At 64.4% G+C, this 25,102-nt stretch carries 15 protein-coding genes; 9 read left to right on the forward strand and 6 right to left on the reverse strand.

Translation table 11 applies throughout. The annotated features are described in order from the left end of the window. Positions 1 to 223: 223 nt before the first annotated feature. Both J7495_RS06880 and J7495_RS06885 read right to left on the reverse strand, forming a co-directional pair. On the reverse strand, positions 224 to 2,122 hold the full coding sequence (locus J7495_RS06880) for a TonB-dependent receptor (RefSeq protein ID WP_294055669.1): 1,899 nt from the start codon (positions 2,120 to 2,122) through the stop codon (positions 224 to 226). Positions 2,123 to 2,269: 147 nt separating this feature from the next. After that, positions 2,270 to 3,004: a TlyA family RNA methyltransferase gene (locus J7495_RS06885; protein WP_294055671.1), complete on the reverse strand. Its 735-nt coding sequence runs from the start codon at positions 3,002 to 3,004 to the stop codon at positions 2,270 to 2,272. 118 nt (positions 3,005 to 3,122) lie between these two features. Between J7495_RS06885 and J7495_RS06890 the strand changes: the two genes are divergently transcribed. From J7495_RS06890 to dxs, 5 genes are all read left to right on the forward strand, one after another. After that, positions 3,123 to 3,587 carry a lysozyme gene (locus J7495_RS06890; protein WP_294055673.1) on the forward strand — a complete coding sequence of 155 codons (465 nt, stop codon included), beginning with the start codon at positions 3,123 to 3,125 and terminating at the stop codon, positions 3,585 to 3,587. Positions 3,588 to 3,851: 264 nt separating this feature from the next. After that, on the forward strand, positions 3,852 to 4,529 hold the full coding sequence (locus tag J7495_RS06895) for an alpha/beta hydrolase (RefSeq protein WP_294055675.1): 678 nt from the start codon (positions 3,852 to 3,854) through the stop codon (positions 4,527 to 4,529). Positions 4,530 to 4,749: 220 nt separating this feature from the next. Then, positions 4,750 to 5,136: a MerC domain-containing protein gene (locus tag J7495_RS06900; protein WP_294055677.1), complete on the forward strand. Its 387-nt coding sequence runs from the start codon at positions 4,750 to 4,752 to the stop codon at positions 5,134 to 5,136. 38 nt (positions 5,137 to 5,174) lie between these two features. After that, the gene (locus J7495_RS06905; RefSeq protein ID WP_294055679.1) at positions 5,175 to 5,636 is read left to right on the forward strand and encodes a transcriptional repressor; all 462 of its coding nucleotides are present in this window, start codon (positions 5,175 to 5,177) and stop codon (positions 5,634 to 5,636) included. Positions 5,637 to 5,830: 194 nt separating this feature from the next. Next, entirely contained in the window at positions 5,831 to 7,756 is a 1,926-nt protein-coding gene (dxs, locus tag J7495_RS06910) for a 1-deoxy-D-xylulose-5-phosphate synthase (protein ID WP_294055681.1), read from the forward strand. A gap of 86 nt (positions 7,757 to 7,842) precedes the next feature. On the opposite strand, the gene J7495_RS06915 is transcribed toward dxs, so the two are convergent. Continuing rightward, a complete protein-coding gene (locus J7495_RS06915) occupies positions 7,843 to 9,207 on the reverse strand; it encodes an HD-GYP domain-containing protein (RefSeq protein WP_294055683.1) in 1,365 nt (454 codons plus the stop codon). 466 nt (positions 9,208 to 9,673) lie between these two features. Between J7495_RS06915 and katG the strand changes: the two genes are divergently transcribed. Continuing rightward, positions 9,674 to 11,902, forward strand: coding sequence for a catalase/peroxidase HPI (gene katG, locus J7495_RS06920; RefSeq protein WP_294055685.1), 2,229 nt, complete (start codon positions 9,674 to 9,676; stop codon positions 11,900 to 11,902). Positions 11,903 to 11,981: 79 nt separating this feature from the next. Here katG and J7495_RS06925 read toward each other — a convergent pair whose 3' ends face one another. Then, positions 11,982 to 13,307: a family 1 glycosylhydrolase gene (locus J7495_RS06925; protein WP_294055687.1), complete on the reverse strand. Its 1,326-nt coding sequence runs from the start codon at positions 13,305 to 13,307 to the stop codon at positions 11,982 to 11,984. Positions 13,308 to 13,752: 445 nt separating this feature from the next. Here J7495_RS06925 and J7495_RS06930 point away from each other — a divergent pair, with 445 nt between their 5' ends. After that, the gene (locus J7495_RS06930) at positions 13,753 to 14,661 is read left to right on the forward strand and encodes a LysR family transcriptional regulator (protein WP_294055689.1); all 909 of its coding nucleotides are present in this window, start codon (positions 13,753 to 13,755) and stop codon (positions 14,659 to 14,661) included. Positions 14,662 to 14,912: 251 nt separating this feature from the next. Here the strand turns inward: J7495_RS06930 and J7495_RS06935 are convergent, their stop codons facing one another. Both J7495_RS06935 and J7495_RS06940 read right to left on the reverse strand, forming a co-directional pair. Continuing rightward, positions 14,913 to 15,383, reverse strand: coding sequence for a MucR family transcriptional regulator (locus J7495_RS06935; protein WP_294055691.1), 471 nt, complete (start codon positions 15,381 to 15,383; stop codon positions 14,913 to 14,915). A gap of 245 nt (positions 15,384 to 15,628) precedes the next feature. Beyond that, a complete protein-coding gene (locus J7495_RS06940; protein ID WP_294055692.1) occupies positions 15,629 to 17,836 on the reverse strand; it encodes a P-loop NTPase fold protein in 2,208 nt (735 codons plus the stop codon). Between the two features lie 111 nt (positions 17,837 to 17,947). Between J7495_RS06940 and J7495_RS06945 the strand changes: the two genes are divergently transcribed. Both J7495_RS06945 and J7495_RS06950 read left to right on the forward strand, forming a co-directional pair. Further along, the gene (locus J7495_RS06945; RefSeq protein WP_294055694.1) at positions 17,948 to 19,108 is read left to right on the forward strand and encodes a DUF6161 domain-containing protein; all 1,161 of its coding nucleotides are present in this window, start codon (positions 17,948 to 17,950) and stop codon (positions 19,106 to 19,108) included. A 560-nt stretch (positions 19,109 to 19,668) separates the two neighbouring features. Further along, positions 19,669 to 24,828 carry an RHS repeat-associated core domain-containing protein gene (locus tag J7495_RS06950; RefSeq protein ID WP_294055696.1) on the forward strand — a complete coding sequence of 1,720 codons (5,160 nt, stop codon included), beginning with the start codon at positions 19,669 to 19,671 and terminating at the stop codon, positions 24,826 to 24,828. Positions 24,829 to 25,102: the final 274 nt, after the last annotated feature.

A 25,102-nucleotide genomic window follows, 5' to 3' on the forward strand; every position in this document is an offset into this window, starting at 1 on the left:
GTCATCCCGGCGAAAGCCGGGACCCAGGGTTACTGAGGACATCATTCGCGGCCCTGGGTCCCGGCTTTCGCCGGGATGACGGCTCAAACGGCAGTGCCGCTCCCGTCCGCTTTCAAACAGCGCAATTGATGACACACCCTTGTTTCGCAAGCTAGCGACACCGCCAAGAGGATGGTTGGATGCTGAAACAAGCTCAGAATGACAGTGTGAGAACCAGGATATCTCAAATATCCGCCGCCACGGTGAGCGAATAGCGCCGGTTGCCGTTGGGGATGTAGAAGCCGCTCGCGGTGTTGTTCCAACCGAAGACCCCGAACACATTGGCGACCGTCGCATGCACCAGCAGCTTGGTCTCGCCCACGCTGAAGCGATAGCGCGCGCCCAGGTTGACGACCGATCGCGCCGGGATGGACAGCGTGTTCGCCGAATTGGCGACCGGCCGGCTGATCGACTCCCCCGCGGCTTCGATCGACAGGCCCTTCAGCCCCGGCACGGCATAGTCGAGGCTCAGGATCGAATGCCGGCGGAAGCTTGCCACCGGCCGCGGCCCGATCGCTCCGCTGCGCACTTCCTCGCCCGAGACCTTGGCGTCGATCAGCACATTGCCCGCGACCAGCGTGAGCCCCTTCATCACTTCGCCCGCGACCGACATCTCCACCCCGCGGTTGCGCACCATGCCGAGCTGGCGGAAGCGCATCGCCGAATCGAGGTTGAAGTACGGCTTCTCGACGTCGAACACGCCCACCACCGCGGTCACGCGCCTGCCGATGCGGATGCGCGCGCCGGCATCCTTCTGGCGCGTATGGATCGCGGGCGGCGCTTCGTTGAGGTTCGCCGCCTCGCGCGGCGCGACCGGGCTCTCCTCCAGCCCGCGGGTATAGCCGGCGTAGAGCGCGAGCCAGTGGGTCAGGTGCGCCGCTGCGCTCGCTTCGATCAGCAGCGGCGAATCGCGCGTCTCGGGGAAGTGGACGCTCGGGTCGGGATCGGTGATCCGCTTGGTGTAGCGGCTCTTCTGGATGCCGAGGCCCAGCTCGCCCACGCCCTTCCACTGGCCCTGGTACGCGACCCCCAGCGTCGCCTGGCGCACCGCGTCGCGCGTCTTGGGGCCGTTCGAATAGCTCGGCGCCGGGCGGAAATCGGGCTCGATCGCGCTGCTCGGCCCCAGGTCGACCAGCGCCGCGCCGCCATAGCGCCGGTCCTGCGCGCGCCCGCGCAGCGACGCGACCAACGTGTGCCGCCGCGGCCCCTCTTCCAGGCTCTTCGACACGCGCAGTTCGCCCGAGGTCGAGCCGCTGCGATAGCCGTCCTCGAGCACCACCACCCGGTCCGCCGCGCTCCCGTCGGGCGAGACGCCGAACAGCAGGTCGGCCGCGGCGTGCGGGCTCGCATAGACCGAGCGGAACGCACCCAGCGACACGTCGAGCCCCAGCGGATCGGCGTGCGCGATCACGCCATAGCCGGTGCCGGTCGCGTCATTGTCCGCCCAGTGCTGGCCCAGGAACCGGCCGCGCTTCATCTTCGGCGGCAGCCGCATGCCGTCGGTCGCGATCAGCGGCTGGGCTTCCTCGTCGCGATCGCGCGACTGGCCCCAGAAGGCCTGGACCGAAACGCCGTCGCGCGGCGCCCAGCGCAGCGTCCCGCCATAGGAGAGCAGAAATCCCTTCGCGCCAAAGGGCTGGCCGTTGCGATAGACTCCCGCCCCGCCCGCGAACCCCAGCCGCTCGCCGTCGATCGGCAGCTCGGCATCGGCTTCGAAGCTCAGCGAGCCCCAGGGACCGACGCTGGCCGCGAACGACGCGAGCGGGTCCTTGCCCGCACGGCGTAGCGCGAAGTCGACGATGCCGGTGGGCGCCGGAAAGGCATAGCCCTGCGCCGAGATGCCGACGCGGATCGTCGACCCGGCGATCACGCGCTGCGAGAGGTCGGTCTGCTGGTCGAAATAGAGCCCCTCGATCCGCACGTTCCCCGCGTCGACCGGCGAGAAGCCGCGCACGTCGAAGGGGTTGTAGATGCCGATCGATTCATTGCCGACGCTCGATCCGAAGGCATCCTCGGCCTCGCGCGTCGCATTGTCGTCGGTCCGCTGCGCGCAGGCGGGCGCGGCGCACAACGCCAGTGCCACGGCCGAGACGCAAGCCGCTCCTCTCCACATCCTGGTTCCCCAACCGTTCGGAAGAGGTGATTTAGCAGACTATGGCACCGAAGTCGTTGCGAGGACGCACCGGCTCGTCCCCGACAGGCCCCGACCCATCCCCAAACTCTAACGGCTTCAGGATCGATGCGCCCCGATCAGGAACTCGACATTGCCCTCGGGCCCGGTGATCGGGCTCTCGGTCACCCCCTCCACCGCCCAGCCCTGCGCGCTCAGCCAGTCGGAGACTTCGCGGCAGACGCGCGCATGCACCTCGGGATCGCGGACGACCCCGCCCTTGCCGACTTCGGCACGCCCCGCCTCGAACTGCGGCTTGATCAGCGCGAGCAGCCGCGCCTTCGGCCCCGCGAACCGCATCGGCACGTCGAGCACCTTCGCCAGCCCGATGAAGCTCGCGTCGCACACGATCAGGTCGATCGGCTCGGGGATGTGCGCTTCGGTCAGCACCCGCGCGCTGGTCTGCTCGTGTACCACCACGCGTGGATCCTGCCGCAGCTTCCAGGCGAGCTGGTTGGTGCCGCTGTCCACCGCATAGACGCGCGCCGCGCCGCGGCTCAGCAGCACGTCGGTGAAGCCGCCGGTCGAGCTGCCCACGTCGATCGCCACCGCGCCGGTTACATCCCAGCCGAAATGGTCAAGCCCGTGCGCCAGCTTGATCCCGCCGCGCGACACCCAGGGATGGTCGCGCCCGCGCACCTCGAGCGCGGCATCCCCGGCCAGCATCTGCCCCGCCTTCTCGATCTTGCGGTCGCCGCTGAACGCCAACCCCGCCATGATCAGCGCCTGCGCGCGCGTGCGGCTCTCCGCGAGTCCGCGGTCGACGAGGAGCTGATCGGCGCGTTGCTTGGCCATGGCCTTCCTTTGGCGGCGCGCGGCGCCGAATGCCACACCGATTCGGATTCGTTCCAAGTCGCTGCGACGCCGCGCAACGCTACCATCACCGATCGCGACTCGATTGGGAGGAAATCGCATGACGCCCAAGGATCCCGGCCTCGACCTGATCAAGGAATTCGAAAGCTGCCAGACCGACCTCAAGAACGGCAGCTTCCAGGCCTATCCCGACCCCGCCTCGGGCGGCGCGCCCTGGACGATCGGCTGGGGGACGACCGGCAAGGACGTCAAGAAGGGCGTCGTCTGGACCCGGCAGCAATGCGACGACCGATTCGCGTCGGACATGGCGGTATTCGCCAAGGGCGTCACCGATCAGCTCGCCGGCGCCGCGACCAGCCAGAACCAGTTCGATGCGCTGGTCTCCTTCGCCTACAACGTCGGCATCGGCAATCTCGGCCGCTCGACGCTGCTCCGGTTGCACAAGGCGGGCAATTTCGCCGGCGCCAGGGCCGAGTTCGCCAAATGGAACAAGGCCAAGGGCCAGGTGATGGCCGGCCTCACCCGCCGCCGCGCCGCCGAGGCCGCGCTCTACGCCAAGCCCTGAATCTCCAAAGTCGAGTCGCCCGCCCCTTCCCGTCATCCCGGCGGAAGCCGGGATCCAGGGCAGCAGGCGAGTCGCTCTTGGCCCTGGGTCCCGGCTTTCGCCGGGATGACGACGGAAGTGCTGGATGAGCCGGATAGTGCCCTCTTCTCGCTGGATTTTTCGGCTTGGCGCATACGCCGATCATTTTGTCGCAGCCCTATTGCCTACCAAATAGATAGGAATATATTGCGGCGTACCGGCCAGCTCCTTCGAGGGAGACCTGTTATGTCGATCTTCTCGGCCTTGGACGTCGCTGCGCCGGTCGTTCTCACCGTGCCCGGGCTCGGCGATTCGGGTCCCTCGCACTGGCAGACGCTGTGGGAGGAAGCTCGTCCGGACACGCGCCGGGTCGAGCTCGGCATGTGGCATTCGCCGCATCGCAATGCCTGGGTCACCAAGCTCGACCAGGCGATCCGCCAGGCGCGGACTCCCGTCATCCTCGTCGCGCACAGCCTCGGCGTGCTGGCGACGATCTGGTGGGCCGAGCTCGCGCGCCAGCCCTTCGGCCTGCCCGTCGCCGGCGCGCTGCTCGTCGCGCCCGCCGATGTCGACCGAACCGCGGCGCCGGCCTCGCTCGCCGCCTTCCGCCCCACGCCGCTGACCGCGCTGCCCTTCCCGTCGATCGTGGTCGCGAGCCACGACGATCCCTGGATCGACATCCAGCGCGCGCGCGACCTCGCCAATGCCTGGGGCAGCCATTTCGTCGACGCCGGCCACCAGGGCCATCTCAACGCCGACAGCGGCCTGGGCTGGTGGCCCGAGGGCCAGAAGCTGCTCGACCGGTTGCTCGACACCGCTTCCGATCGCCACGGCCGCCCGCGCACCCCGCGCGAGGCCCGTGCCCTGCTTGCCGTCAACGCGACCGACGCCGCCCAGGCGCATTACCTGGGCGCGGTCAGCTAGACGGTCTGCCGCGGCGCCCCCCTCTCCGGGTGCCGCGGCCACGATGTCCCGTCCGCACGGTCGCCCCCGTGTGGACCCGGCCGGGCGGTGTCCCCCTAGAACACCGCCCGGCCACCCCTTTCCGGCTTCCGCGCACGTCTCGCTCCGATGCGACCAACCGCATCGGAATCCGCGCGATGTTATGTTGTAACTTCGCCCAGCCAGGTCTATATGCGCGGCCATGGCGGTCCCGCTCAGTATTTCCCGCGTATGGGGAGTCATCGACTCGCGCCTCGATCGCATTGCGATCGGGGTCAGCGGGCTTTGCCTGGCGCATTGCCTCGGCACCACGGTCCTGCTCGCCGTCTTCTCCGCCGCCGGCGGGCTGCTCGATCCGCGCATCCACGAAGTGGGGCTGACGCTCGCGATCGTGTTCGGCGTGGTCGCGCTCGGACGAGGCATCTTCACCCATGGCTATATGATGCCCGCGGTGATCGGCGCCTTCGGGCTCGGGATCATGGCTGGCGCGCTGTCGCTGCCGCACGGCCAGTTCGAGACCTTCTGGACGCTGATCGGCGTGGCGCTCGTCGCATTGGGACACGATCTCAACCGCCGCGCCACCTACTGACGCTTGTCGTGGGGCCATGGCGGGCCTAGATTCGGAACATGTCCGGCCACCATCACCACCACGAGCATCACGGCACCGACCTGACGCGCGCCGCGCAGACCACGCTCGAGAAATCGGGCGAGCAATGGACGAGCATGCGCGAACGCGTGTTCGAGGCGCTTGCCGGATTCGACAAGCCCGCCTCGGCCTATGACATCGCGGAGGCGGTGTCGAAGCTCGAGGGCCGCCGGGTGGCGGCGAACAGCGTCTACCGCATCCTCGACCTGTTCGTCGGCGCCAACCTCGCCCGCCGCGTCGAGAGCGCCAACGCCTATGTCGCCAATGCGCACCCCGATTGCCTGCACGACTGCATCTTCCTCGTCTGCGACAGCTGCGGCCAGACCACGCACATCGACGACGATTCGATCACCCGCACGGTGCGCGCCGCGGCGAAGCACGCGGGCTTCTCCCCCGAGCGCCCGGTGATCGAAGTGCGCGGGAAGTGCTCGGACTGCGAGTGAGTACAGTTCGCTAAAAAAAGCCGTCATCCCGGCGAAAGCCGGGACCCAGGGCGGCAGGCCACGTCGCTCGTGACCCTGGGTCCCGGCTTTCGCCGGGATGACGGTTGAAGTGGGTCGGATGGCGCGCGCCCCTGCACCAAAACTCCTTGATCCAGGCATTCGACTCAGCCGCGCCACTGGAGTATCAGGCCGTGATGGCCGATCTCCCGAACACGCCGTTGCTCGACACCGTCGCTACGCCTGACGACCTCCGCAAGCTCAAGCCCGCCGACCTCCGCCAGCTCGCCGACGAGCTGCGCGCCGAGACGATCAGCGCGGTCGGCGTCACCGGCGGCCACCTCGGCTCGGGACTCGGCGTTGTCGAGCTCACCGTCGCGATCCATTATGTCTTCGATACCCCGCGCGACCGGCTGATCTGGGACGTCGGCCACCAATGCTATCCGCACAAGATCCTCACCGGCCGGCGCGACCGCATCCGCACGCTGCGCATGGGCGGCGGGCTCTCGGGCTTCACCAAGCGCAGCGAGAGCGAATACGATCCGTTCGGCGCCGCGCACAGCTCGACCTCGATCAGCGCCGCGCTGGGCTTCGCGGTGGCCAACAAGCTCGCGAGCCAGCCCGGCAAGGCGATCGCCGTGATCGGCGACGGCGCCATGTCCGCGGGCATGGCCTATGAGGCGATGAACAACGCCGAGGCGGCGGGCAACCGCCTCGTCGTGATCCTCAACGACAACGACATGTCGATCGCGCCCCCGGTCGGCGGGCTCTCGGCCTATCTCGCGCGCCTCATTTCGTCCGAGGAATATCTGGGTCTCAGGAGCCTCGCCAAGCGCGCGATCCGCCGCCTCTCGCGCCGCCTCACCGCAGCGGCGGGCAAGGCCGAGGAATATGCCCGCGGCATGGCCACCGGCGGCACGCTGTTCGAGGAACTCGGCTTCTATTACGTCGGCCCGATCGACGGCCACAACCTCGACCATCTCATCCCGGTGCTCGAGAATGTCCGCGATGCCGAGGAGGGCCCGATCCTCGTCCATGTCGTGACCAAGAAGGGCAAGGGCTATGCCCCCGCCGAAGCCGCGGCGGACAAATACCACGGCGTCCAGAAGTTCGACGTGATCACCGGCGCGCAGGCCAAGGCGCCCCCGGGCCCGCCGAGCTACACCAACGTCTTCGCCGAAGCGCTGGTTGCCGAAGCCGAGCGCGACCCCACCGTCTGCGCGATCACCGCAGCGATGCCCTCGGGCACCGGGCTCGACAAGTTCGAGCGCCGCTTCCCGGATCGCAGCTTCGACGTCGGCATCGCCGAGCAGCATGCCGTCACCTTCGCCGCCGGCCTCGCCGCGCAGGGCATGCGGCCGTTCTGCGCGATCTACTCGACCTTCCTCCAGCGCGCCTACGACCAGGTCGTCCACGACGTCGCAATCCAGAACCTGCCGGTCCGGTTCGCGATCGACCGCGCCGGGCTGGTCGGCGCCGACGGCGCGACGCATGCGGGCAGCTTCGACCTCACCTATCTCGCGACGCTTCCGAACTTCGTGGTGATGGCCGCCGCCGACGAGGCCGAGCTCGTCCACATGGTCCACACCGCCGCGATGCACGACACCGGCCCGATCGCGCTGCGCTATCCGCGCGGCAACGGCGTCGGGGTCGCGATGCCCGCCGCGCCCGAGCGGCTCGAGATCGGCAAGGGCCGCGTCGTCCGCGAGGGCAAGACCGTCGCGATCCTCTCGCTCGGCACGCGCCTCGCCGAAGCGCTCAAGGCCGCCGACGCGCTCGACGCCAAGGGCCTGTCGACGACGGTCGCCGACCTGCGCTTCGCCAAGCCGCTCGACGAGGCGCTGATCCGCCGCCTGCTCACCACCCACGAAGTCGCGGTGACGATCGAGGAAGGCTCGATCGGCGGCCTCGGCGCGCACGTCCTCACGCTGGCGAGCGACGAGGGCCTGATCGACGCCGGCCTCAAGCTGCGCACCATGCGCCTGCCCGACGTCTTCCAGGACCAGGACAAGCCCGAGAAGCAGTACGACGAGGCCGGGCTGAACGCCGAGCATATCGTCGAGACGGTGCTGAAGGCGCTGCGCTACAACGAGGCCGTCGCGGCGGACGGCGTGAGGGCTTAGCCGATTCGCGCCTGAAGGCGCCGCGCGTTTGCGACTTAAATCCTCCCCCTCCGGGGGAGGATTGATGTTGCGGCGCCCCTGGCGCCCTACCCCACCACTTCGCGCAGCGCCGCGAAGACCTCCGCGTCGATCGCCCGGCCGACCTCCCCCGCCATCACCTCCAGCGCCTGCGCCCTGGACATCGCCGGGCGATACGGCCGGTCGGCGGTCAGCGCGTCGAAGAAGTCGCACACCGTGATGATCCGCGATTCGCGCGCGATCAGCATCTCGTCGAGCCCCAGCGGATAGCCGCGCCCGTCGAGCCGCTCGTGGTGCGCGCCGGCGATCGTCGCCATCTCGCGCAGCGGCGCGATCCGGCCGAGGATCGCCATGGTGTGCACCGCATGGCTGCGCATCTCCGCCCATTCGACCGCGTCGAGCTTGCCCGGCTTCTCCAGCACGCGGCTGCTTACCCCCAGCTTGCCGACGTCGTGGAGCATCGCGGCACGGCGGACCGCACGGCGATGGTCGGCGGGGATGTCGAGCCGCTCGCCCAGCGCCGCGGCATAATTGCCGACCCGCTCCGAATGGCCGCCGGTGAACGGGCTCTTGGCGTCGATCACGGCGCCGAACGCCGCGGCGATGTCGTCGAGATAATCATCGTCGACCGCGACGCGCACCTCGGCGGGCTCGAACCCGCGCAGCCGCTGCTCGAGCGCCGGATCGGCGAGATCGGCCCAGAAGCCCGTGTCCTTCGACATCGTCAGGAACAGCCCGACCAGCTCGGGATCGAACCAGCTTCCCGACCGTGCCTCCACTTCCGCGCGCGCCGCCTGAGGCCCGCCGGCGACGTTGAACACGTCGGCGATCTGCGCGAGCAGCGCCAGCCGCGCCGCCACCGGGACCGCCGTGCCCCGCAGGCCCAGCGGCTTTCCCGTACCGTCCCAATGCTCGTCGAGCGCCGCGACCGCCAGCGCCACGGGCTCGGGGAAGCGCAGCTGGCGCGCGATGTCGGCGCCGCGCATGCAGCGCGTCTCGATGAGCTCATGCACCAGATCCTCGCCGTTGCGCAGGATCGTGAGGATCGCCTTCGTCCGCGCGCGCAGCGGCCCGCCCGCGCCGGTACGCGAGAAGACGAAGCGCAGCGTCGACGCGAGCCCCTGGGGGATCAGCTTGAAGCCCTGTTTGATCGCGCGATCGTCGGCGAGGTAGAGCTCGGCGACACGCGCGGCGTTGCTGCTGCAGCCCAGGTCCTTGAGCAGCGTCGCATAATAGACGGTACGCCGCTCCTCCGCGCTCAGCCCCAGCGCCGCGGCCATCCGGCTCGCGATCCAGCAGGATCGCAGCGCATGGCCCTCGGGCTGGCCCTCGGTGAGGTCAAGCGCATAGGAGAAGGCGCCCAGGATCTCGGCGAGCGAGGTGGTCGTGGTGCCGGCGATGCCGCCGAACTCGGCGGGAAAGGCGTGACGCATGGACTGGCCTTCAAGGCGGGAACGCGGGACGAGTCGCCGTTCCTAGGCCAGCGCGCTTAACGCCCCGTTTCGGCTCCGCTCGGCTCGTCGCATCCGCCTCCGGTGGCGCGACCAGCCCTTCCAGCGTCCGCACTTCGTCGCCCGCGACGAAGGACGCGTCGTCCTCGTGCGGCTCGACCATCACATGGTGGGTCTGCCCCGCTGGTACGGCGGACACGGACTCGAAGATCTCCCCCGACCCGAAATTCGCAGATTCACGGATCCCCGCAATCGACTCCGGACACGGGTGCGCGCGGCAAGGCGCGGAATTGTCACGTTCTTGGCAGCGATACTGGCGCCCCGGCACGAGTCGCGGCGGCGCGCTAATCGATTTTCCAACTCTCACTGACAAAGGCCGCTCGCTTTCCACTCGCCCGAACCAGGCCTAGGCTCGCCGGAAATCAAAGCCAGGCGCAGGAGAGCGAAGATGGATGCAGAGACCAAGGGCGACCCGCTGGAGTGCCCGATGAAGAAGCCCGCGGCGCTTCGCGCGCTGCTCGGCCGCACCAACCGGGACTGGTGGCCCAACCAGCTTTCGATCGACATCCTGCACCAGCAGGGCAGGTCCGGCGATCCGATGGGCGACAGCTTCGACTATCGCGAAGCGTTCAAGTCGCTCGACTATGCCGCGGTGAAGCGCGACCTGACCGCGCTGATGACCGACAGCCAGCCCTGGTGGCCGGCCGATTACGGGCATTACGGCCCCTTCTTCATCCGCATGGCCTGGCATAGCGCGGGCACCTATCGCTCGGGCGACGGCCGCGGCGGCGCCGGTGCGGGGCAGCAGCGCTTCGCGCCGCTCAACAGCTGGCCCGACAACGGCAACCTCGACAAGGCGCGCCGCCTCCTGTGGCCGATCAAGCAGAAATACGGCTCGAAGCTCAGCTGGGCCGATCTGATGATCCTCGCCGGCAACGTCGCGATCGAATCGATGGGCGGGCCCGTCTTCGGCTTCGGCGGGGGCCGCCCCGACGTGTGGGAGCCCGAGAAGGACGTCTATTGGGGCACCGAGGAGCAATGGGTCGGCCAGGGCGCCGAGACGCGCATCCAACCCGAGCAGAACCTCATCCTGGAGGACCCGCTCGCCGCGATCCAGATGGGCCTCATCTACGTCAATCCGGAAGGTCCCGGCGGCAACCCGGACCCGCTGCTCTCGGCACGCGACATCCGCGAGACCTTCGGCCGGATGGGCATGAACGACGAGGAGACCGTCGCGCTCACCGCTGGCGGCCACACCTTCGGCAAGGCGCACGGTGCGGGCGACGCGTCCAAGGTCGGCATCGAGCCCGAGGGCGCGGACATCGCGATGCAGGGCCTCGGCTGGATCAGCAGCCACGGCGCCGGCATCGGTGACGACACGATCACCAGCGGCATCGAAGGCGCCTGGACCCCCACGCCAACCAAGTGGGACGACACCTTCTTCCACATGCTGCTCGACTATGAATATGAGCTGGTGAGGAGCCCCGCAGGCGCCAAGCAATGGCAGCCGGTGGGCCAGTCCGAAGCGGACAAGGCGCCGGGCGCACACAGCCCCGAGCGCCGCGTCCCGACGATGATGACCACCGCCGACATGGCGCTCAAGATGGACCCGGGTTTCCGCGCGATCTCGGAGAAGTTCCGTGCCGATCCGGCGGCGTTTGCCGATGCCTTCGCGCGTGCCTGGTTCAAGCTCTGCCACCGCGACATGGGTCCCAAGGCGCGCTACCTCGGGCCGGAAGTGCCTGCGGAGGACCTGCTCTGGCAGGACCCGATCCCCGCGCTCGAGCATCCGCTGGTCGACAGGGCCGATGTCGTCGACCTGAAGCGCCGCGTGCTCGCCTCAGGCCTGTCGGTGTCCGAGCTGGTGACGACCGCCTGGGCCTCGGCGTCGACCTGGCGCGGGTCGGACCATCGCGGCGGCGCCAACGGCGGCCGCATCCGTCTTGCGCCGCAAAAGGACTGGAAGGTCAACCAGCCCGAGCAGCTCGCCAGGGTGCTGGCGAAGCTCGAGCAGATCCGCGCGGACTTCAACGGCCCCGCCGCGAACGGCAAGAAGATCAGCATCGCCGACCTGATCGTCCTCGCCGGTGCGGCCGCGGTCGAGAAGGCGGCGAAGGATGCGGGCTATACCGTCGAAGTGCCCTTCACCCCCGGCCGCACCGATGCGTCGCAGGAACAGACCGACGTCGAGGGCTTTGCGGTGCTCGAGCCCAAGGCCGACGGCTTCCGCAACTATCTCTCGGTCCGCTACAGCGTGCCGACCGAGGAGCTGCTGGTCGACCGTTCGCAGCTGCTCGGCCTGGCGGCGCCGGAGATGACGGTGCTCGTCGGCGGCCTCCGCGTGCTCGGGGCTAACCACGACGGTTCGAAGCATGGCGTGCTCACCGATCGCGTCGGCCAGCTCACCAACGACTTCTTCGTCAACCTGCTCGACATGGGCACGGCGTGGAAGGAAGTCGACGAGACCGGCGACGAGGAGTTCGTCGGCACCGATCGCCATACCGGCGAGCACCGCTGGACGGCATCGCGAACCGATCTGGTGTTCGGTTCGAACTCGCAGCTCCGCGCGCTGTCGGAAGTCTATGCCTCGTCCGACGCCGGCGAGAAGTTCGTCCACGACTTCGTCGCCGCCTGGACCAAGGTGATGGACGCCGACCGCTACGACCTGCTGGCCTGACCCGCCGGCCGATCCCCCGCCGCGGCGCTCCCTTCCGCGGCGGGGTTGGCTCTACCGCCAGCCCACACAGGTCTGTGCGCTAAATCCGATTTCCCCGCGCGATCGCCCCCAGATGCAGCGCGCTCGGCTTCACCGTCCGCTTGAAGCTCTGCCGGTCCACCGAAACCAGCCCGAAATGCACGTCATAGCCCGACGTCCATTCGAAATTGTCGAGCAGCGACCAATAGAGATAGCTGTGCACCGGAATGCCTTCGTCCAGGCATTCGCGCACCCCGTCCAGCGCCGCGTCGATGAATGCCACGCGGCGGCTGTCGTCGTCGGTCGCGATGCCGCTCTCGGTGATGTAGACCGGCTTGCCGATCGCCTTGTGCGCCCAGCGGATCGTGGCCGCGAGCGCCTGCGGGTAATATTCATAGCCGGCCCGGGTCAATTCGGCCCCGGCAGGCGGCGGCACGAATCCCTCGGGCCCGACGCGGAAGCGCGTATAGGTCTGCACCCCGAAGAAATCGGCGTGGCTGCGCGCGACCTCGACCCAATCCCCGTACAGCCGGCGCTGATACTCCGCGACCAGTCCCGGATCGCCGACCGACTGGATGTCCTGCGTCGTCAGCGTCAGTCCCACCGGCAGCTCGGGCCGCGCCGCCTTGATCGCCGCATAGCCGCGCCGGTGCGCCTCCTGCATGATCGGCGTCACCACCGCCGGATCGGCATAGGCAATCCGCGAGAAATGCGGGGAATCGGTTGCCTTCGCCGCCGCCGCGATCGCTTCGCGCGACTTGGGGATGCCCGCCGCGAATTGCGGGAACAGGTGCACCAGCAGCTGGATGTTGGCTTCGTTGAACGTCGTCGCGAGGTGCATCAGCCCGCCGAGGTGCTTGGCCGCGCGATCGCAATAGCGCGCGAACAGCTCGGGGGCGTCGGCCGCCTCGAACCCGCCGCGCTTGGCGAACCAGAGCGGTGTGGTGAAGTGGTTGAAGGTAACCACTGGCTTGAGCCCATGCGCCCGGCACGACTCCAGCATCTGCGCATAATGATCGAGCTCGGCGTTGGAGAATTCGCCTTCACTCGGCTCGATCCGCGCCCATTCGATGCCGAGACGATAGCAGTTGAACCCCAGCCGCTTCGCGATCGCGAAATCCTCGGCAAAGCGATGGTAGCTGTCGACGCTGTCGCCCGAGCGGTCCTTGAACATGCTGGGCTTGATGTTCTCCATCAGCCAGGCGTCGCTGTTGGTGTTGTTGCCCTCGCTCTGATAGGCCGAGATCGCGGTGCCCCAGAGGAAGTCCTTCGGCAGCGCCCGCTTGCGCTCTCCGGCTCGGCCCGCGGCGAGCAGCGGCCCGCTCGCCAGTCCCGCGGCGGCGCCCGCGATCATGCCTCGACGCGAAATCCCGGTGCCGTTGCCCATCACTTCCTCTCCTCCTCGTGGCGGACTCACGCCGCCTCGCTCGGAAACTTACTCTCTCATCAGCGAATATCAACGCAAGTCCGATGGACCCACACTCGAGTACATGGAATATTGATGTCAAATACAGGATAATGACCATGATATCCATGTGATTTCATCATCAATTTTCGTCCCACGGGTCGGCCCTCTTGGCATCGCCAGGGCAAATCCCCCGTTTTTCGGCTCGCCCAATCCCGTTATGACGCGATATCGTTTAATACCGCACATATTAATGTTATTTTGCCATATATCGGGTGGCCGCCGAGCCCCAGGGCCGCGCGCCTTCCGTTCGAAAGAACGCCGATTGGAGCTCCCAACTGCCCGCTGAATCGCTCCGCCCCCTCAAAATGTCCCAGATTGCTTGTGGTTTTCCCGGTAATCATCCATGATATCATGGTAAATGGCCATGAATGAGCGCCCTTCCCTCAACGAACTCGCTGCGCTCGCCTCGATCGCGACGCACCGGAGCTTCCGCAAGGCAGCGGACGAGCTCGAGCTCTCGCCCTCCACGCTCAGCCATATGATGCGGACACTCGAGGGGCGAATGGGTACGCGGCTGCTCAACCGCACCACGCGCAGCGTCGTCCCCACCGATGCGGGCGAGCGGCTCGTCGCCAGCCTCCACCCCATCCTGCGCGACCTCGATGCGGCGCTCTCCGACGTCGCGACGATGCCCGAGCGGCCCGGCGGTCTGCTGCGCCTGGCCGCACCCGAGAGCGTCGCGATGCAGCTCCTGCAGACCGTCGTCCCGAGCTATCTCGCCGCCTTCCCCGAGATGGCGCTCGATCTGGTCGCCGAGGACGGGCCGGTCGACATCATGGGCGAAGGCTTCGACGCGGCGATCCGCCAGGGCGACATCGTCCCGCGCGACATGACCGTCGTGCCCTTCGGCAGCCCGTCGCGGATGATCCCCGTCGCCGCGCCCGCCTATCTCGAGGGCCGCGAGGCGCCGCAAAGCCCCGAGGACCTCCCCCAGCACGACTGCCTCCGCCTCCGCCTCGCCAGCGGCCGCGTCCAGCGCTGGGAGTTCGAGCGCCACGGCCAGCCGCTTGCGATCGACATCGACGGCCGCCTCACCCTCGGCCGGCCCCAGCAGCTGGTCGAAGCGGCGCTTCGCGGCCTCGGCATCGCCTATGTCGCCGAGCGCCTCGCCCGCGCGCCCATCGCCGAGGGCCGCCTCCTGCCGCTGCTTCCCGACTGGTGCCCCGAATATCCCGGCCTGTTCCTCTACCACTCCGCCAGGCGCCACATCCCCGGGGGGCTGCGCACCTTCATCTATGCGCTGAAGACCTGGTCGGCGCGCGGGCATTTCTAGCGTCGCTGCTCTCTCCGCTTTAGAAAGCCGTCATCCCGGCGACGTGTTAGACCATTTTTACACGATTGAGATTAAACAGAAATTTCCCAAGAAATCGCTTCGTGTAACATTCGTGTATAGAATTTTGACTTTAGGCGGTGTGAGGTTGCCGGGCTGGCTGTGCGATTGATGTCATGCGGTGCGTTGGGGGTCCAGCGAATCTCGCACGATCTTCACAGCCGCGATCTCCGCCTGCGCGGTTCCCGCCCGCCCTATTTGTCGGTGCGCGGGGGGCGCGTGGGCTTGGCTGCGGTTGGGGCCCTGGCGGGTTGGGTGGCGGCTGCGGCCTTCCCCGGTTTGCGGCCGAGGCCGATTTTCACGGCGAGGGCGCGGCGGGCTTCGGCGTAGTTCGCCGAGACCATCGGGTAGTCGCGCGGGAGGCCGAAGGTGTCGCGGTAAGTCTCCGGCGTGAAGCCGTGCAACGCGATATGCTTGCGCAGCATCTTGTACGGCTTGCCATCTATCATGCTGATGAGATGCTCGGGCTTGATGGATGCCCGCGCAGAAACTGCGCCCTTGGGCTTTTCGGGTGCCGGAGCTTCCACAGGCTGGTCAAGTTTCGCGAGCGCTTGGAAAGTGCTGGCAATCAGCGCAGGCAAATCACCGATGGCGACGCTATTGTTCGACACGTGAGCGGCAACGATGTCGGCCGTCAAACTCATGAGGGTGGTTTTTTCCGCCATCGGGATGTTCCTATCGCTGGTGTGTCATTTCCATGACTTCCCGAAATCGCCCTGTCGAGAAAGACTTGCTGCAATTGGAAAGAGGTTGCCGCTGCAACCCTGCCTCCGTGGCGAACGGGGGGTGTGCAAGCGGAGCGGTGTCGGCGCGGGGAACCGGCTGCACGGAGCGTGAGCGGAGGAAGGTGGGCGGACGGCACTCGAAGCGCGCCGAGGGCGGAGCCCTAAGATAACACTTCTTCCTTCCGCTAAAATTCCAGTCCGTCCGCGAAGGCGACCGCCAATCGGGATGCGCGCTCACCGAGTTCGCTGTGATTTCTGAGCGCTTCGATCCGTTGCGCTGCCTCGTCGTAATCTAAAAACGGCGCGAGATTATCCCTCTTGATGACGTCGAACCTGCCACGATTACTGCTGTCGACAGAGCTGACGAGCTTCTCCAATGTCTCCACCAGTCCCTCATCCGAAACAATGTTCGCCTCGAGGCGTTCGCGCGGGCCTGCCTCGTCTCCGCCCTGCCGCCATGCGAATAGCAAGCTGATCGGATCGATAACTTCGAGAATTTCATGATCGGACAGCGCCCGGTATCGGTCGAGCATAATGCCATTAATTTGGTCGAGTTCGGGGTTAGTCACCAGCCAGTCCTCTGTGGGGCGTGGCCTGTCGCCGTACCGACCGTGGGCAAACGTCTCGTGCCGAAAGACGGTCGTGAGCCAGGCAAGGGCCGCACCGTGCTGAAACATCGTTGTTACAGCCGCGGCGCGCTGTTCTGCGTCCAGCTGCGCAAGTAGGAGCGGGATGAGCCGGGACGCACGATCCCATAGTGAGTTGATCCAGAAGCGGTCGAAGGGGCGTTGCCGATAGGCCGCGTCCATGGCTTGCGACAGGCCGAGAAGAATGTTGTCGCACTGCTGCGGCGTCAGCACTTCGAACGCACTGCCTCTGATGCGTTCAAGCAGGATGTCCGCCTTGGTGAATGATCCACCAGCGGGCTCACCGTGGAGACGCAGAAGTTCTGCAGTGGTCTGCTCGACACCCGCTTCTGCTGCCGCCCACATTGATGTGAAATCGTCCTGCGTCAGGGCATGCGACGGACCCGCCAACGCAAAATAGAGCCGGTAGTGATCCGGGCTGGCCAGGCGCACACCGCGAATTGCTGCGTCTCGCTGGTGTTCATGGACGTGCTGAAATATTCTGAATTTATCGCCGTCATCTCCGTAATTCATTTCTACGCCAGCTAGTTGATCAGCAAAATAATGCCGGTAAGTAAGATCATCGAAATGGCCTTCTTCGGTGATGTTGATCAGCTTGGAAAGCTCCCGCGTCTTTTCCACATCGGATACGCGAGCGATTCCTAGCGAGTGGATCGCTGCGGCGGCGCAATATTCTTCGATCCAACGGTAGAGCGCGGGATTTCCATCCTTAATGAGCTGAAGCCAGACGAGGTCCGCCAAATCGGCTTTGGCGTCTCGAAGCGGTGGCCAGAAGAACCGGATCGAATCCAGTGCGCGCACAACGGACCTTGGGGTCCGTAGCTGACGTCCTCCCTCAAAATCGACAACCGTCTTGAGTCTCGAAAGCTCGTCATCGTTTTTGGGCGCGGCGATTTGATGAAGGGAATCAGTGAACCATTGACGCAATTGCATTGATTCCGGTTGCGGTACCATAATCGTAAGCTGGATGATCTTTTCGAGATAGGCCTTGCCGCTCTTTGCGCGCGCAGCTTTCTCGATGCTGTGGGCGAGGATTTTTCCATCGTAGCAAAGCAAATAGATGACATTTGGAAAATCGGCGACCGATCGAACAAGGCGCAATATCTCGATGACTTCCGCTGGTTCGAGGCGATCAACGTCATCGATCGTGATGACAAACCTGTGCCCTAGATCGCGAAGCGATCTGACCAGTTTGTCCTTGAGGTCGGATAATTGGGAGGCGGCACGCTTGCCCTCGGCTAGATTTGCAGCTGCCTTAGTCCCCTTCCCGAACCATTTGACAGGTGGCAAGCCCGAAACGTCTCCAATAAACTCAATTGCGGCTCCCACTTTAGTCAGGCCGGAGGCGAATTCTCGTAGTGCGTCTTCCGCCTTTTTAGCTCGGGCGATGGTGATCGGCGTTGCATCGCCAGCATCCAACGCGACTCGATCCAACTGCTTCGACAGTTCGGTAAACAGGCCATTGATCAAGGCATCTCGGTTGCCGATCAACCACGGGCGAAAATTTATGACGCTGGGTCGCTGCTCTTTGGGTAGCTTCTGAAGCTCATCCTCAATGAGAAAGACGAGACTGGATTTCCCCGACCCCCACGCTCCCTCAATACCGATTACAAGGCCGTCATCGGATGCATGATCGATGAGGGATACTGCAATGCGCGCGGCAACTTCCCGAAAGCCGAGTTCGTCCTTGTCGCCGGGACCAAGCGCGCGATCGCCTTTTATTGAATTATTCGTATGTGTCGCCATAGTTGAATTCTAACCGATGGCAATTATTTGACAATCGCGGACGCGACTGGTGCAAAATCCGTCTTGCTCATCATACCCGGCAGCGCCACCCTCTTGGAGGGGAGAGCAAAGATGGCTGAATTCCTTAGATTTCGGCTCGATGGCGAAGAGCTGACGTTCCGATCGCTTCGTCAACTGGGAAAGTGGTGGGAGAAGGAGCGCGCCACGTGGGACTGGTTGCTATCGAAAAATTGGGACGAATTTTCGCAATTGCAGCGTCGCACCCGGGCTTTAGACGCTAAGATCACGAGCGGAGCGGATGTCAGCGCCATCGAAGAAGAGCTGAAATCGATTTTCTATGGGCTGCGCCCATCTCTTCCCTACAGCGGAAGCTTCGATGGACAGCGCTACCTCTCGGCAAGGGATTTAGTCGGCGATGATGCCGCCCGCTATCTCGTCATTGTTGAGCGTCACTCCGATTTTCAGCGCAATCTTCAAAATGCGACCTGGTTCTACAATTATGCGCGCTCGGTCGCTGCCTCGTACGTGGGCTTCGACCGCGAAGCGCTGGCGGCAGAGCGCCGCAATTATCGTCGCGCGATTGACCGGCTAGAGCAGCGCGTTCGCGACTTAGAAGCCGAGCAAGATGAATTTGTTCGTTCGCGCACGCACCGGATCATGGCTTTGAAACGCCGTCTCCTGCAACGATCCTTTGCGATTTGGAATGCCGCCGCGAAAGATTTTGCGGCCCAGCGCTCGGAGATCGTAGATCAGCTCGCTGAGACCGAGGACAAATATCGTAACCAAATGGCGCTTATGGCACCGGTCCAATACTGGCGCGACAAGGCAACCTCGCATGGTAAATGGGAGATCGCGTGGGCCGTGCTGATGTTCATCTATTTCGTGGCCGCCGGGTTTGGAATTTTCTTTCTAGCGAAGTGGGCAGCGGCGTATCTCCTTTCCGTGCCAGAAAGCCAGCATGCTACACCCGTATACATTATCGTCAGTGGTGCGACTTTGGGAATCACAACTTTGATTTTTTGGATAGGTAGATTGCTTTCAAAGCTTTTCCTGAGCGAACACCATCTAGGATCGGACGCACGAGAGAAGGCGGTTATGACAAAAACTTTTCTTTCGATGGAAACGCGAGAGTCCTTTAGCTCGGAGGAGCGAGCAATCATTCTGGCGTCAATCTTTCGAAGCAGTCCGGACGGTATCGTGAAGGATGAAGGACCGGGCGATTTCAGCGCTCCAGCCTTGCTCGCCCGCTTTTTGTCGCCCCAGAAATCCTAGTTGGCGCGATTCAATCTTGGTGAAGGCGTGATCCTCAGCTCCGATAGCGCGCGATGAGTTTTTTCCATTCGTAGAGGGGTGGGTCGGGGAGCGGGTCGCCAGTGGGGGTGGATTTGGTCTTGTCGATCCAGGGCGCGATGCGGAGGCGGTCGCGGGTGCGGCAGGGCGTGCAATAGAGTTTGCGCTTAGCGTCAGGGAGGCTGTCGCCCCAGCGGCGCATGCCCCCGGACACGTTGCCATCCCCCCTCAAACAACCATCATGAAGGAGCCAGACTCTATCTTGGAGTGGTAACAATCAGTGGCGCACGTCAGATCGTCCGGCGAACCCGCCACCGGAAAAGGATCGTCCGAAATGGATACAACCTAAGAATAGATAGTTGCGCCGGAAAATGAGTCTTCATCCGGCATGTAGCTACTGCATTTTGAAAATTGATCCGTATCGGCGAAATTTTCTGAGAAGCGTGATGAATTAAATCCGGCGCTAATCTTGCGATTTGAGCGATTCGATGAGACGTTAGCCTCATTCGTCTGAGTGATTCTGCGGGTGGGGGAACTTCGCTATGAATTCATTTAGCGTCGCGCTTGGCGCGCTTTCTGATCGTGCGCGTCTTTTCAGCATTTTAGCGGTGGCTCTTCTTATTTCTCTGTTAGGGGCGGTCGTTCTACCGTCGTCCTGGGGGCAATGGAAAAGCAATGCCGCCGTTGCGCCGCCGCCCACACGGCTTCATTTTTCCGGCTCACCGGCGGATGCTGAATTCCTTCGCGTAGGTCTCTTCGACCAAACGCTGGTCCCCGCAGGCGTGACCGCGGCGTCGGATAACCGCGATCTGGCCGCGGCTCTGCTCGTGTATGAAAAGTCGGTGTCGGCGGGTGACATTGACGCGGTAGCTCCCCTCACGTCATTCTTGGCAAGCCATCCCGGCTCGGCCTGGCGTCCGGTGCTGCTGCTCAATCTCGGAAGCGTCTACCGGCAGACCGGCCATTTCAGCAAAGCCATGCAGGCATTTGATCAGGCCTGGACGGCGAGCAAAAGCCTTCGCACGCGCGATGGCGCCGCGATCGGTGACGCGGCGATTGCCGAACTCAGCCAGTTCAACGCTTATCTCGGGCGGACGGAGCGGCTTTCTGGCCTGCTTGCCGAGGTAAAAGACCGACCTATTCACGGGACGGCGGCGGAGCTGGTGAACAGTTCCAAGCGTGGCCTGGCACATATGAGCGAATGGCCGGAGCGGAGCTTCCGCTGCGGACCTCTCGCGCTCCTGCGCATCCTGCTCTACCTCAATCCCCACGCTCCGGCCGACACGGTCAACCGCCTGGAAAAGGCGAACTCAACGGCGCAGGGGCTTTCGCTGAGCGCGGTGCAACACATCGCCGCAAGCGTCGGCATGCGCTACCAGATGGCCTATCGTTCATCGGGGGCCGCGATCGTGACGCCCGCCGTCGCCCATTGGAAGATGGGCCATTACGCGGCGATCGTCGGTAAGTCCGGAGACCGCTACCTCGTCGAGGACTCGACGTTCGGGCGGGATATCCGGGTGCGCCGGGGGACGCTCGAAGAGGAAACGAGCGGCTATTTTCTGATCCCCTCGGGACCGTTGCCGAGCGGATGGCGCAAAGTTGAAACGGCGGAGGCGGACAAGATCTGGGGGCGCGGCGATACCGGCTCGAGCCGCGACCAGGGTGGCACCGGGCCGCAGAGCGGCGATCCGGCCTTTCCGGACGATGACAACAAGGATTGCGGCGGCTGCACGACCTGGAACGTTGAGCCGATGTTCGTCAGCCTGGAGCTGCACGACCGCCCTGTCGGCTATACGCCGCCGGTAGGCCCGGCGATCAATTTCGACATCTACTATTCGCACCGTGACGTGCAGCAACCGGCGACGTTCAATTACGTCAATTTTGGCCACAAATGGACTTTCGGCTGGCTCAGCTACATGACCGACAAGCGCTCAAGCGGCGGAGCGGTCGATCTCTATCAACGCGGCGGAGGCGACGAGCCCTACACGATGTCGGGGGCCACCTCGTCGCCCGGCGCCTATAGCCAAGCCTATGTGACGGCCCAGACCGTATCCGGCGCGACAACGTTCACCCGTCACCTCAAGGACGGGTCGTTGGAGGTCTTTGGCCAAGCGCTGGGCAACAAATATTTCATGACGGCCGTCATCGACCGACAGGGCAACAAGGTGACGATTAGCTACGACGCGCAGATGCGCATCGCGTCGATCACCGATGCGATCGGCCAGGTGACCACGCTCAGCTATGGGAACAGTGACCCCCTCAAGGTCACGAAAATCACCGATCCCTTCGGGCGTTCGGCCAGCTTCACCTATAACGGCGCCGGCCAGCTCGCGAGCATCACCGACGTGCTCGGTATCACGTCGCAATACACGTACGGCACAGGCGACTTCGTCTCCGCGCTCAAGACGCCCTATGGCACGACTAGTTTCGCGTTCGGTGATGTCACGACCGATGCGAGCCTCGGCGATCGACGATTTCTCAATGTCACCGATACGCTCGGGCGCGTCAGCCGCGTGGAATTCCGTCAGGACGCGCCCGGCATCCCGTTCTCGGACCCGGTGGTGCCAGCCGGCATGCTCACCCAAAATTCTTATCTGAATTATCGCAACTCGTTCATCTGGAATCCCGAGCAATACAAGGTCGCGACGGCGGGTGGCGGGCTCGACTACGCGAAAGCCAAAATCCTGCATTTCGTGCACACGCGCGATTTTTCCGCGACCTCGCGCGTCATCGAGAGCACCAAGGAGCCGCTTGAACGGCGCGTCTGGCGCGATTATGCTGGGCAGTCGATCGGTTATCAGGAGGGTACGAGCAACCTGCCCCTGCATATCGGGCGAGTGCTCGATGACGGCACGACGCGGCTGGAGACCTTCGCTTACAACAGCGCGGGCAATGTGACTTCCTACACTGATCCAGCAGGGCGGAAGCAGTTATTCACTTACGATTCCTCCGGGCTGGACTTGCTGACGGCGAGCAACGTGACGGGCGGCACGTCGCGGCTGCTCACCAGCCTCACCTATAACGGCCAGCACCTACCCACAGCCGTCACGGGGGCGGACGGATCGACCTCCCATTACGACTACAACGCCGCCGGTCAGCTCACCAAAGGCACCGACGCGCTCGGTAACGTCACTGGCTACAGCTACGACGGCAAGGGTTACCTGACCGGCATCCAGGGCGCGGTGTCGGGCGCCACCTACAAATTCACCTACGATACCGTCGGCCGCGTGGCGTCGGCGACGGACCCAGGCGGTCTCACGGTCAGCTACAGCTACGATGATGCCGATCGGCCGGTGAGCGCATCCTATCCGGACGGGACGTCCATTAAATATGCCTACAGCCTCCTCGATCTCGTCGGCGTGACGGACCGGCTAGGCCAGGCCAGCCAGATGACGTACGATTCCGAGCGGCAGCTCGTGAAGGTCGCCGACGCGCTCGGCCAATCGAACCAGTTCAGCTATTCGCTGAACGGCCAGCTCGCCACGATCACCGACGGCAACGGCCATGCGACGCAGATGGTTCGCGATCTTCAGGATCGGATCGTTACCAAGACCTACGCGGACGGGACGTCGCAGACGGTCGATTACGAGGGCAGCACCAGCCGCATCGCGATGGTGACGGACGCCAAGCATCAAGTCACCAGCTACCTCTACAACGCCGACGACAGCGTGAAGTCGATCGCCTACACCAACGCTCTCCCCGTCGCCTTCACCTATGACAATGTCTTCCCGCGGCTGGTGTCGATGACCGATGGCATCGGCACGACGCAATACAGCTACTATCCGATCACCGGCGCTGCGAACCCCGGCGCGGGCAAGCTGCAATCGGTGACGAGCCCGGTCGCGGGCGCCAGCGGCGTCGCGGACACCGTGACCTACCAGTATGATGCGCTGGGCCGCATGGTCGGCCGAAATGTCGATGGCGCCGCCGAAAGCACGGCATATGACGCGCTGGGCCGGGTGACGACCGCGGCCAACGTGCTGGACACGTTTAACTACAGCTATCTCGACGGCAGTGCGCGGGTGAGCGGCATCAGCTCGGCGCACGGGCCCAAGGTCGCGCTGAGCTACTATGACGCGAAGGGGGATAATCTGCTCAAGCAGATGAAATACACCAAGGCGAGCGACGCGATCCTCTCGCAGTTCGATTATGCCTACAATGCCAACGACAACGTCACGCAGTTCAAGCAATCCTACATCAACCAGAAATTCGCGGCGCTCGGGCAGCTTCCCGGCAGGGGAACCGGTGAAGCGCTTGCGCAGCGGCAGCCCGAGTCCGGCGTGCGCCCGGCCGATTGGCAGCGCACCATCCTGAACGGGCTTTCGGGCAAGGCGCACGCGGCCACCGCGCAGGGCGGCGCGTCAACGCCGTCCGAGGATTTCGATCTGCTCGCCGGGGCGCTGCCGGGCATCGTGCTGGCGCTGGCCGCCATGCTCGCCGTTGCGACACGGCGCCGCTGGCGCCTGGCCCTGTTCGTTCCGATCGGCCTTTTGCTGGTGCTGGCGAGCTGCTCGAGCCACAAGCGGAAGGCCGACGAGCCGCCGCTGCCGAGCGCGCAAATCACCGATTACAGCTACGACAAGGCCAACCGCATCACGGCTGCCACTGTCGGCACCAACCTGACGAGCGGGTCATCTACCTCGCCAAACTACGCCTACAGCTACGACGCGGCATCGAACCTCACGAAAATCCAGACGCCTGCGCGTACCCAGAACCTGGCCTACACCTCGACCAACGCGATCAGCAGCGGCACTTACGATGTCAACGGCAGCCCGACCACGCTCGATAGCACCCAATATACCTGGGACGGCGCGAACCGCCTGACGAAGGTAGTCTCCGGGCCCGACGAAGCCAGTTACAGTTACGACGGCCTCGGCCGCCTGGTGCGCGTCATCGCCAAGAAATCCGGCGCGGTGGCGTCCGATCACGCGCTGCTCTGGTGCGCCGGTGAGGTCTGCGCCCAGCACGACAATCTGAAATCCGGCGCCCCGATCGAAACCCGCTTCTTCGCGCAAGGCATGATGATCGGCGCCACGATCCAGTACTCTGTCACCGACCGGCTGGGTAGCACGCGGCAGCTCGTCGATGGCACCGGCGGCGTCAACGCGCAGTATGAGTATGACCCTTATGGCAATAAGACCGTGGTTTCGGGTGTCGCGACCAACGCTGGTTGGAGCATTTACTATGACGAGCCGACGGCCGCACTCTCCTTCGCGCTCCTTCGTGCGCATGACCCTGCGCACGGGCGTTGGCTGAACCGCGATCCCGTTGGGGAGCTCGGTGGCCTCAACCTGTATGAAAGTGTCGCAAGCAATCCAGTAAATCGGATTGATCCGCTAGGCCTCTGTCCGCCACAAAATCCGAACGCGTCCGACGCAATGGACGAAGACGAGCGCAAAAGTGCGGCAGAAGATGACTACGAGAAATGCCGATCTCTTCAAAGTGCCGAAGCGAGAGCTCGATGCTGGGCTAGCGCCGCTGATCGAGATGCGGCGCGTGGAGCGGGGCGACCGTTACCTCCGTTAGTCACATGGCGCGAGATGGACCCGTGGCAGCAGAATTTTTGGCCGAATCCTCTGGATATTGATCCGAGACTAATTGGTGCGGTGATAATTATAGGCGGGACAATAATTGTTATTGGTACTATATTTGCTCCAGAGGCAACTCTTCCAATTGTTGGAAGAACACTTTTATCATTTTGAGATTTATTGTGAATTTTATATACTCTAGAAGGCTGACATATTTGGCAGATCGTGAAATTGTCGTTTCAATCGAAGCTCCCATTCCGGAGAGTGGCGATTGGAGATGTAGAGTATCGATCGACGGATTCGATAAGCCAATAGTCAAGGATGTTTTTGGCGCTGACAGTATACAGGCCCTATATTTGTCTCTTATTAATATTTCTACTAGCTTGTATCTATCGAAAGAATTTTCAAACGGGGAGCTGCGCTGGTCAGGTGGCATGACGAAGTCGGA

The organism is Sphingomonas sp., assembly GCF_017745215.1.
Taxonomy (GTDB): Bacteria; Pseudomonadota; Alphaproteobacteria; order Sphingomonadales; family Sphingomonadaceae; genus Sphingomonas.